The sequence below is a fragment of the Pedobacter jamesrossensis genome (genome assembly GCF_042650905.1).
Taxonomy (GTDB): domain Bacteria; phylum Bacteroidota; class Bacteroidia; order Sphingobacteriales; family Sphingobacteriaceae; genus Pedobacter; species Pedobacter jamesrossensis.
Map to the genome: position 1 here is coordinate 24,565 of NZ_JBHSBY010000120.1, position 9,713 is coordinate 34,277.

Genomic DNA, 9,713 nt, shown 5'->3' on the forward strand with positions numbered 1-9,713 from the left:
TATTATCGTTTTTTAATTCTTCAACATTTTAAAAGAAAACCACCCTAACAATGCAATAATTATAGCCATTAAAATCCAAAGCCAAGCTTTGTTTTCGAATAGGGGTTTCTCTATTTTAACTGAATATGCTGGATTTTTCTGTTCACTTCCAATCGAAGCTGAAGTTAAATTGAGCGGGATTTTACTTTCAAATTTTTCGATTTCATAACTTGGTGAAGTTGCTTTTTCGTTACCATAATATAAAGCATAGTTAGCCCCAACATTATCAAAACGAGCAACTAGTTCATAAAGGTTACCTTTCAGTACTAAGCCAGTTAATCGTAAAGGTTTATTATCGTTATTGTGAATGATAATTTTAAGTCTGGATGCAATTGTATTTGGAAAATTAAATTCCAGTTTTTCTAATGAGCTAATAGTTCCATCAAAAAGTTGCGCATAATTATATTGAATTCCTTTTTCAGTTTTGAAACTATCTGTAGCATACTCAATTTTAAAAGAACGATAAAAATCGAAATCACTCTGCACATTTAGTTTTAAATAGGAGAGGGGAACTGGGTTTTTTAAATCAACAGTTATGATACTTTCTTTAGTTTCCGAATCATTAAATAAATGATAAGACTTGTACGCGACAATTTGGTAAGTTCCTTTTATAGTATCTGTTTTAGCAATTTTAGCCTCTAATAATTCAGGTTGAATATCACTTTTTACAGCAATTCGGAAATACTGATATTTGGAATCGGGAAAGCTAAGTTTCGTGAATTGATAATCGGTATTGTTGTTTTTTATTGATAAAATCCTGTAATTCTTTAAAACCGAATACCATTCTTTGTTGTCATTACTTCCCTCAAGTGTTACCCGCCAATCGAAATTAGTTTGCTTAAAACTCAAGTCAATCTGGTTAATCGAACTTACTTCTGGCGATTGAAAAGTATAAAAATAACCATTAGGATTAGCACTTTGGTTAAGCTGTTTAAAAGAAATTCCCTGCGTATTAATCTTGTCTGCACGCTGTTTTAATAAATATGGAACCTCAGTTGTGTCTTTTCCATTCACACCAAAAATCCTCAAATCTTCAAAACCTGCATTTGCATTTTTATACAATTCATCGGGCAATTTCATGCTGTGCCAAATGGTATTTATACCAGTTATTTCTCTCTTAAATTTATAGGTATTGGTTTGTGCATTTGCGATAGCTACATAAACAAATAGCAAAAAGAATAACTTAATTTTTAACTTCAACATCATCAATAATTAAATGTTTGTATTTGTTATAAAGGAATGAAATGATAAGCAATAATATACCCAGCGATACAAAAACAATGGTTTTTGAGATTGTACTGAGGTAAGCAATATCGTAAACAAAGAGCTTGATTAAAGTAATGCCGAATAAAACCATCGCTCCAATACGTAAATGTTTTTTGTTTTTCGCTAAGCCCTTGCTGATTAAAAACAAGGAATATACGCCCCATAAAATGCTTAAACCAAGTTTATAACTTCCATCCAGCTCTGCAAGTTCTAAAATATTAATCAGCTCGCTGCTGATAATCCACAAAATGGAAAGGTACAATAGGTAATCGAACATGGTTTTAAAATTGCGCTTTAAAAGTCCTGACTTCATCAGTTTATAGCATTGAACAATCAATAAAGCAAAAAATGCAAGGCTTAAATAACGGATACCAATGTTAAATGAACTGATGTTGAAATACTTATTCTCATGAAATAAATACGCATCCCTGAGCTCGCTTAAATTATAAAGACCATGGGTTAAAAATGCAACTACAATAATGAGATTTATAACCAAACTAGTAACAGCCAGTTCGCCATTTTTAAGTTTTTTAATATTTAGATAAGTTAAAGCAGAAGCAAAAAATAAAGTGTAAATGTAAATCCAAGCGGTTTTAAGTTGTTCGTAATTATAGTTGTATTGAAAATCGACATAGCTTGATTTGGCGCCCGGATTTGTATTAATTTTAGTGAGCTCGAAAAGGTTGTTAAAGTGTTTTGAAATCTCCAATCTGAACGTTACATAAATAACAAGCAATAAAATTGAGGGAATTGAGTAACTTAAAATTTGCCTCATCCAAATCCATTCTGCTGATTTTTCGGTTTCTTTTTTACTGATGCTAAACATCCAGATGAAACTTGCAATAAATATAACTGCCGTTAAAAAGCCAACATTTAATATTGGAGTAATTACTTCTGAACCAAAATATACATCATAATAGGTTGTCCAGTCTTGTAATAAACTGAAAAAAGCTAAAAATATTAATGGAAACGATAGTTTTTCGTAAATGGCAATCAGCTTAACTCTTCCTAAATAGAACAATATCGCTGCCTCAACCGTCCAAAAAATAGTTACCCAACCACCATTTAATTGTACCGGAACAGCCATTGTGATGAATGTAATCACCATAGCCAAAATAAGGTAGAACAAATTTCTATCTGCTAATTCTTTTTTATAAATAATCAAACTCACAATAAAGTGAATAACAGCGTTTACCAATGTAAATAAGCCTAATAGCTCTACACTGTTTTTGTTTTCGGATAAAATAAAATACCCGATTCCGTAATAAATAAAGGAGTTTAAAAGTATGATTACGACATCACTTAAGCCGAAAATTTCTTTCTTGCTGATTTTATAGGCAAGGTTTGTAATGTAAAATATAATGAAGAATAAAGCCGAAAATAGAATAGATAAACCAAAGAAATGATTGTCGGAACTTAAATCTAATCGCCAACTTAGAAAGATTATCCAGGTTAAACTGAAAGATGCGTAAAAAAGTGGTTTCCAGTATTTTTTGAAACTTAAAATTAAAATACCAATGTTGATAATGGCCATGTAGGTGAACAATACGCCAACTTTGCCAGAGCCATCACTCAATAGAAATGGGACTGCATAGGCGCCAACTAAACCAATGTGGGCGATTACTTGCTTATTATATTTTATTGCAGCTACAACGGTAAAGGAGGTGAATACGACCATTAAGCCAAAAGCCAAAGCTTGTGGAATAAGGGAATAAAAATCGTAGGCAGCGTAAGTAATAAAGTACATAATGGCAATAGCACCACTTACCAAAACCGCCGAAAAATTATCGTATTTAGCTTTAAGTTTTATGGCAAAAGCCATTAAGCCTGCACCCATGGCATAACCTAAAACTATCCTGGTTAGCGGACTAATCATTTCGTGGTCAATTGCATATTTCGCACCAATAGCTACCCCAATAATTAAAATTAATATGCCAATTTTACTAATTAGGTTTTCTCCAATAAACTTTTCGAAATCAGATTTAACCATATTTTCACGCTTAAACCTATCGGAAAAGTTTGGTTGTGGTGGATTTGTATTTGGTGGAAATGTGCCAGAAATTGGTTTTGGTATTGCCGAATTTTGAGCAGCTACACTTGGTGGTGTATTTCTTGGTGGAGGTGCAATAACTGGATGATTAACTGTCTGGCTATGAATTGGAGCAGTTCCAGGCGATTGCATTGCTTTAATTTCGTCTCTTAAAGCCTTAATTTCAGCCTCGAAACCCTGTTGCCTTAACAATAAATTTTCCAGCTTAACTAAAAGCAGGTTTAATTTTTCCGAATTATCCATTCTATATTTTATCGTGCGTAATTTACTTAATAAATATAGGGATGAATTTTTACAAGGTTAACAAAATTAATTTAAAGTGTTCGAATGATTAAGTTGAATAATCTTGAAGTAAAATCTACGTTTAAATATCCGACTCTACCTGTAAATGAATAGATTTACAACGAAATTATATCCTATGGAATTATCTTGCCCAATATCTGCCGAACGAGTAAATGAAAATGTTGTTAGAATTATAGCTTTTATGGTTGCCGTTATTGCGATATTCTGTGTAGTTTTTGCTAATTATTGGGCAATCATATTTCTGCTGCTCGATTTCGCTGCCAGAGCATTTAGCTCAGGTAAATTTAGCTTGCTAAAATTTGTTGCCATTAGGATTTCAAATGCGCTATCGCTAAAGCCAATAATGAAAGATTTGGCACCAAAAAAGTTCGCCGCAACTTTGGGCTTTGGGTTCTGCTTACTAATTACGGCGATGTTTTTATTAAACTTTGTTACACTTGCAATGGTTTTAACGACTATAATGACAATCTTTGCATTGCTGGAAAGTCTTTTTGCCATTTGTGTGGGATGTTATGTTTACAGCTTTGTTCAAATGTTAAAAGGGAATAAAGCATAAATTATTTCTGCAATGCTTTTCTAACAGCTGGTGCAATTTTATTGCCGAAAATCTCGATCGATTTCATCATGGCTGCGTGTGATGGTCCGCCGACATCCATGTGTGCAGAAAAACGGGTTAAGCCAAAAGTTTCTTCCATTGCTAAAATTTTATCAACCGATTTATTGGTGTCGCCAATAATTAAAGCGCCATCCTTTTCTATCCCTGCATCGAATTGATTGCGTTGGTAGGGTGCCCAACCACGAGAACGACCAATTCTATTCATTTGCGCAGAATAAAGCGGATAATAGTAATCAGCAATTTCCTGATTATTTTCTCCGAATAGCGAATGCATGTGTACCCCAACTTCAAATTTAGCCATATCGTGGCCATAAGCCTGATAAACTTTTTTATAGTAATCGAAAAGTGATTTAAATTGTATAGGCTGACCGCCAATGATAGCAAACATAACAGGTAAACCTAATCTTCCAGCACGTTCTACCGATTCTGGTGTTCCGCCAACGGCCACCCAAATTTTTAAATTATCGTTTACTGCACGAGGTAAAACTTCTTGATTAACCAATTCTGGACGGAATTTACCCTTCCAGCTGATTTTTGGTTCTTTGTTGATTTTTAAAAGTAGCTCTAATTTTTCTTCGTAAAGCTCGTCGTAATCTTGAAGATTATAACCGAACAGAGGAAAAGATTCGATGAAACTTCCGCGACCAGCCATTAACTCTGCTCTGCCGTTGGAAATTAAATCTATAGTGGCAAAGTTTTGGTAAAGCTTTACCGGGTCTGATGAGCTTAAAACCGAAACGGCACTGCTTAATTTAATGTTTTTAGTTACTGTTGCAGCTGCGGCTAAAATAATTTCAGGACTAGAAACTGCATAATCAGGGCGATGGTGTTCGCCAATTCCATAGAAATCTAAACCCACTTCATCCATAAGTTTAATTTCTTCTATAATTTCCTGAAGTCTTTGTTGGGCGGGTTGAATTTCTCCTTTTGCATTAACTTGCAAATCGCCAAACATGCCGATACCTAATTCCATATTGCTAAAATTTATAAAGCAAAGTTAATAGGTTAAGGTTGTAGAATTTTTGATGTATGGTAAGAATTTGAATTTTTGCAATTAGCAAATTAAGTTTTTTTGGTTAACCTAAGTTATTTAAACCCGATTGAAGTGTAAACTAAAAGCTTTTTCTGCTTTTGTTGAAACGAAAAGCGGGGCTATCGTAACCGATTAATGCTGGAATTGCTTTTCAAACATTTAATGAATAACCATATAAGAACTGAAGTTTCATAGCAGCTTGATAGTGTTATATTGTTGGCCATGGTTGGTGTCTCCACGAGCCATAAATTTACTCTATTTTCTTGCCTTTCATCGCTGTTGAAATGGCTGCATCCATTACACGTTCTGCAAACGGACGCGTAAATTCGTTCAGCTCATCCGCTTTTTTCAAAATTGTATCTTTTTCTTCACTGGCTAAAGCTCTTTTCAAAGCTTCGATATGGGTTTTCGTTTCAGCGATTTCCTCTTCCGTTAAATGTTCTGCATGTTTTTCGATGAAACGTTCGGCCGTGTAAAGCAATTGTTCGCCCTCGCTTCTGGCTTCGATTAACATACGTTGTTCTACATCGCTTTTTGCATGAGTAATGCTATCAATCAGCATTTTTTCTACCGTATCATCGCTCAAACCATAGCTTGGCGTAATCTCGATTTCTTGTTTCACGCCAGAGCGTAACTCAATGGCCTGAACGGTTAAAATACCATCGGCATTTAACAAAAAGTTAATATCAACTTTAGGTAAGCCCGCGGGCATTGCCGGAATGCCTTTTAAATCGAATTCAGCAAGCTTGCGGTTTTCTTTAACTAAATCGCGTTCGCCCTGGTAAACTGAGATTTTCATGTTCACCTGGCCATCAATTGAAGTGGTATATTGGCGGCCAGCTTTAGTCGGAACCTTGCTATTGCGGGCAATAATCACATCCATTAAGCCGCCCATAGTTTCGATCCCTAAAGAAAGTGGTGTAACATCGAGCAATAAAATGTCGGAACGATTTCCAGCCAAAACATCGGCCTGAATGGCTGCGCCAAGCGCTACAACTTCATCAGGATTGATGTTGTCTTGTGGTGTTTTTCCAAAGAAATTTTCTACCTGTTGCTTAACGAAAGGTGTGCGTGTAGAACCGCCGACCAAAATAACATCATCAATATCTGAAGGGGTTAAATCGGCATCTTTCAATGCATTTTTGCAAGCCGTAATGGTTTCCTCAACCTTTGCTGAAATGAGTTGTTCGAAAGTTTGCTTATCTAGTGTACACCAGATTTCGCCAACTTTTTCATTGTATAAATTTTGAGTTGATAATGCTTTTTTCGCTGCCTCTGCTTGTAAACGCAAGGTTTGCATCAAAATATTATCTTCGGCAACTGTTTTAATATCTAAATTATTTTTCTCAATCCAGTGATTTAAAATGGCTCTGTCGAAATCATCGCCACCTAAATAAGTATTTCCGTTTGTCGCCAAAACTTCGAAAATTCCATTCTGAATTTGAAGAATGGAAACATCAAAAGTACCACCACCTAAATCGTAAACCGCAATCGTTTTTTGTTGCGATGGGTCTAAACCGATTCCGTAAGCCAAACTTGCTGCGGTTGGTTCGTTCACAATTCGCATCACATCTAAACCTGCCAACTTTCCGGCATCACGTGTGGCTTGTCGCTGGCTATCGTTGAAATAGGCAGGAACTGTAATTACAGCTCTGTTGACTGGTGTTTTTAAAGCGTGTTCCGCCCTTGCTTTCAGCTCTTTTAAAATCTCGGCTGATAGTTCGATTGGTGTGTAAAAACGGTCGCCTGCTTGGATTTTAACCAATGCGTCGCTATCATCATCAATAATTTTGTATGAGAAAATGTCTTTATGGTCTGCTACATCTTTGTAAGAGCGACCTAATAATCTTTTAACAGAGAAAATTGTGTTTGCAGGATCGGTGGTTAAAAATTCTTTGGCTTCGTTCCCTACAATCGCATCGTTTTGGTTGTTGAAATACACCACTGATGGTACCAATAAACCTTTTCCGGCATCGTTTATTACTTGCGGATTTTTATCGGGGTTAATGAATGCAACCAAGCTGTTGGTGGTGCCTAAATCGATTCCGACTATAATTTCTTCCTTTTGAAACGAACCTGTAGCAAGGTTAATTGATATTTTTGCCATGGGGCGAATTTACAGAGATTGTTGCAATGTTTTAAGGCTGAAATGTTTTAATGTTGTAAAGATTGATGATTTGGAAAGGAGTGGTTCGGTAATTCTTCGGGAAGTGTAGTCCTGCTTTTGGTACAAGCCAAGCAGAAAAAGCTTGGGCTTTTCCCGTTAATCAGGTTTATGATGAAAGGGAAGTGTTTATGGCTAATGGTTCTCGGCTTGGCGAAGGCGGGCTTTCCAGCACAAATTTTTATCCTGAGAACTGAACTTTATGTAACCACAAAACTGTTTGCGGAGCACGAAACCCTGCTTATTGCAAATTTGCTGTTAGCGGATGCTCTTTCATCTGTCGGTTGACTGCCGTGTCTGGTCATGTATCTACTGAAAAAATAAAAAAGAGGGAAAGGAAAAATTTTTGTCTTGTCGGGAAAGGGCAAGCTCTTTTTCAAACTTCCGTTTGCGTGTGTGTGCATTAAGCGGTTTGTAAATGTGCTTGTCCCAGTGCGGTTGCTTATTTCTTTGATAGTTCTGCGGGTGCATAACCAAAATGTTTTTTGAAAGCGTAAGAGAAATGAGATAAATCTTCAAAACCTAATTCCAAATAAATATCAGATGGTTTTCTTTCTTTTTTTCAATGGAAAAATATGCTTCTTGCAACCGTTTCTTAACTAACCAACGATTTGGTGTTTCATTAAAAGTTTTTTTGAAGGCTCTTTTGAAGGCCGATAAACTTCGCCCTGTCATATATGCTAAGCGTTGTACGCTTACGTTGAACTTGAAGTTTTTATTCATAAACGCTTCCAAATTTATTTTTTCGGGTATGCCGTAGTCAAAAAATATTCCCCCAAATTCGGGTTGATTTTTCTACAAGATGATAAGCAATTCTTCTCGTTTGATTTCTGCAAATGTTTTGTCAATTTTCCCCGAAGAATTGTAATATGGTGCAAGTGACTAAATTGTTCAGGCGAAGTTTCGGGTCCGATATAACAAGATTTTATGTCAGTTACTTTCATTTTTTAGCTGCTTCTTTAATGTCGTTTACTTCCAAAATGTTTTTTGAATAACCTTTTGTGGCTGTATTTATCATCGCCTTGCCAATTTCTTCAATGGTGCATGCAGGAAAGAAAATGCTTAATACAGGATAAAAAATCTTATGTGCTATGCGATTGTATCCGTAAAAGTTTTGTTGTCTTTTCGTTGGTTTCATCAATGCAGGTCGGAAATGAAAAGCTTTTTCTGAAAATATTTTTGTTAGTTCATTTTCCGTTTTTCCTTTTACTCTTGCCCACATAACATTTCCTTTCTCTGTGTTATCAGTATGATAACCCGATACTAAATTGAATGTTATGTTTGGATTTAATTTTTTCAGCACATTTGCAAAGTGAATAGTCATGTCAAAAGTCATTTTTGTGTATTCGGCTTCTGAAATTCCTGCCGAACTTTTTCCTGCACAATAAAAACAAGCATCATAGCCTTTTAAATTTTCAGCATAATTTTCAATCTCAAAGAAATCAGGCACAAGTAATTCTGTCAACTTCGGGTTTTTAATTCCACAAGGTTTTCTTGAAATACTTAACAATTGTGATACTTCACTGTTTTGCAGACATTCCAATAGAACGCCCTCGCCAACCATTCCTGTTGTTCCTGTTATAATTACTTTCATTTTTCTTATTCCTATTATTTTGCTTATCGCATTCCCAATTTTATTAGTTTTACTTTATGTCATCCATCGGGACACAGAATAATTCATTAACCATAATGGTATCCAAATATTCTTAAAGCCCGCTAATCAAGCCTTCCTCAAGGTTAAAAGTAACATCACATTGTTTTCGTAAACACGACTATCCTTTTGTGTTCCCAGAATATGAACATAAAGTGCTGCTCGCTCTTCGTCTGCCGTGATAGATAGATTGAAGCGTCATTTTCATTGCCTATGGAAATCGTTCTGCTACTGTACCCCATAATTTCGTTTGGTTTTCTAATGAGTGATAACCTCCAAACCGCCAGGATTTATTACCACTCAGTCAATAAACACAATAAGGTGTCTTTAAATTATTTATTTTAGCGAAGTTACCAGCCACCATCGAAGTAAAATATTACCCTGCTGTTTCTTTATTTTCCATTGTTTAAAAATTTTATGCTGTAAATATGGTAAGCAGCCTACCAAGTACATCTTTTAAATAACTTTCTCGATGTTTTTCTTTGTATAAAAGAAATATATGAGAACATCAGAAGAAAAAATGTTAGCAGTTGAGGCCTGGCGCACCAGTGGCCTTAGCCAGAATGAATATTGCAAGACCCTTGGGGTCAA

General features: G+C 35.5%; 8 protein-coding genes. 1 reads left to right on the forward strand and 7 read right to left on the reverse strand.

Annotated elements, in window-relative coordinates; genetic code table 11:
- Positions 1-12: 12 nt before the first annotated feature.
- Both ACFOUY_RS12620 and ACFOUY_RS12625 read right to left on the reverse strand, forming a co-directional pair.
- On the reverse strand, positions 13-1,245 hold the full coding sequence (locus tag ACFOUY_RS12620; protein WP_378961091.1) for a hypothetical protein: 1,233 nt from the start codon (positions 1,243-1,245) through the stop codon (positions 13-15).
- Positions 1,223-3,598, reverse strand: a complete 2,376-nt coding sequence (locus tag ACFOUY_RS12625; RefSeq protein ID WP_378961093.1) for a DUF2339 domain-containing protein — start codon at positions 3,596-3,598, stop codon at positions 1,223-1,225. The genes ACFOUY_RS12620 and ACFOUY_RS12625 overlap by 23 nt, the downstream gene beginning before the upstream one ends.
- Before the next feature lie 175 nt (positions 3,599-3,773).
- Between ACFOUY_RS12625 and ACFOUY_RS12630 the strand changes: the two genes are divergently transcribed.
- A complete protein-coding gene (locus ACFOUY_RS12630) occupies positions 3,774-4,214 on the forward strand; it encodes a DUF4395 domain-containing protein (protein ID WP_378961095.1) in 441 nt (146 codons plus the stop codon).
- A gap of 1 nt (position 4,215) precedes the next feature.
- Here the strand turns inward: ACFOUY_RS12630 and ACFOUY_RS12635 are convergent, their stop codons facing one another.
- From ACFOUY_RS12635 to ACFOUY_RS12655, 5 genes are all read right to left on the reverse strand, one after another.
- Positions 4,216-5,247: an Atu2307/SP_0267 family LLM class monooxygenase gene (locus ACFOUY_RS12635; RefSeq protein ID WP_378961097.1), complete on the reverse strand. Its 1,032-nt coding sequence runs from the start codon at positions 5,245-5,247 to the stop codon at positions 4,216-4,218.
- Positions 5,248-5,557: 310 nt separating this feature from the next.
- Positions 5,558-7,414 (reverse strand): Fe-S protein assembly chaperone HscA, encoded by a 1,857-nt coding sequence (hscA, locus tag ACFOUY_RS12640; protein WP_378961099.1) that lies wholly within the window; start codon positions 7,412-7,414, stop codon positions 5,558-5,560.
- Between the two features lie 499 nt (positions 7,415-7,913).
- Positions 7,914-8,003 (reverse strand): AraC family transcriptional regulator, encoded by a 90-nt coding sequence (locus ACFOUY_RS12645; protein WP_378961101.1) that lies wholly within the window; start codon positions 8,001-8,003, stop codon positions 7,914-7,916.
- A complete protein-coding gene (locus ACFOUY_RS12650; RefSeq protein ID WP_378961103.1) occupies positions 7,994-8,194 on the reverse strand; it encodes an AraC family transcriptional regulator in 201 nt (66 codons plus the stop codon). Before ACFOUY_RS12650 ends, ACFOUY_RS12645 begins: the two co-directional genes overlap by 10 nt.
- Before the next feature lie 217 nt (positions 8,195-8,411).
- A complete protein-coding gene (locus ACFOUY_RS12655) occupies positions 8,412-9,065 on the reverse strand; it encodes a Rossmann-fold NAD(P)-binding domain-containing protein (protein WP_378961105.1) in 654 nt (217 codons plus the stop codon).
- Positions 9,066-9,713 lie beyond the last annotated feature (648 nt).

What these genes read in the sequence shown, in the direction of transcription:
- ACFOUY_RS12635 (WP_378961097.1), bottom strand. Translation starts at nt 5,247, where the DNA reads ATGGAATTAGGTATCGGCATGTTTGGCGATTTGCAAGTTAATGCAAAA.
- ACFOUY_RS12620 (WP_378961091.1), bottom strand. Translation starts at nt 1,245, where the DNA reads ATGATGTTGAAGTTAAAAATTAAGTTATTCTTTTTGCTATTTGTTTAT.
- ACFOUY_RS12630 (WP_378961095.1), top strand. Translation starts at nt 3,774, where the DNA reads ATGGAATTATCTTGCCCAATATCTGCCGAACGAGTAAATGAAAATGTT.
- hscA (WP_378961099.1), bottom strand. Translation starts at nt 7,414, where the DNA reads ATGGCAAAAATATCAATTAACCTTGCTACAGGTTCGTTTCAAAAGGAA.
- ACFOUY_RS12650 (WP_378961103.1), bottom strand. Translation starts at nt 8,194, where the DNA reads ATGAATAAAAACTTCAAGTTCAACGTAAGCGTACAACGCTTAGCATAT.
- ACFOUY_RS12655 (WP_378961105.1), bottom strand. Translation starts at nt 9,065, where the DNA reads ATGAAAGTAATTATAACAGGAACAACAGGAATGGTTGGCGAGGGCGTT.
- ACFOUY_RS12625 (WP_378961093.1), bottom strand. Translation starts at nt 3,598, where the DNA reads ATGGATAATTCGGAAAAATTAAACCTGCTTTTAGTTAAGCTGGAAAAT.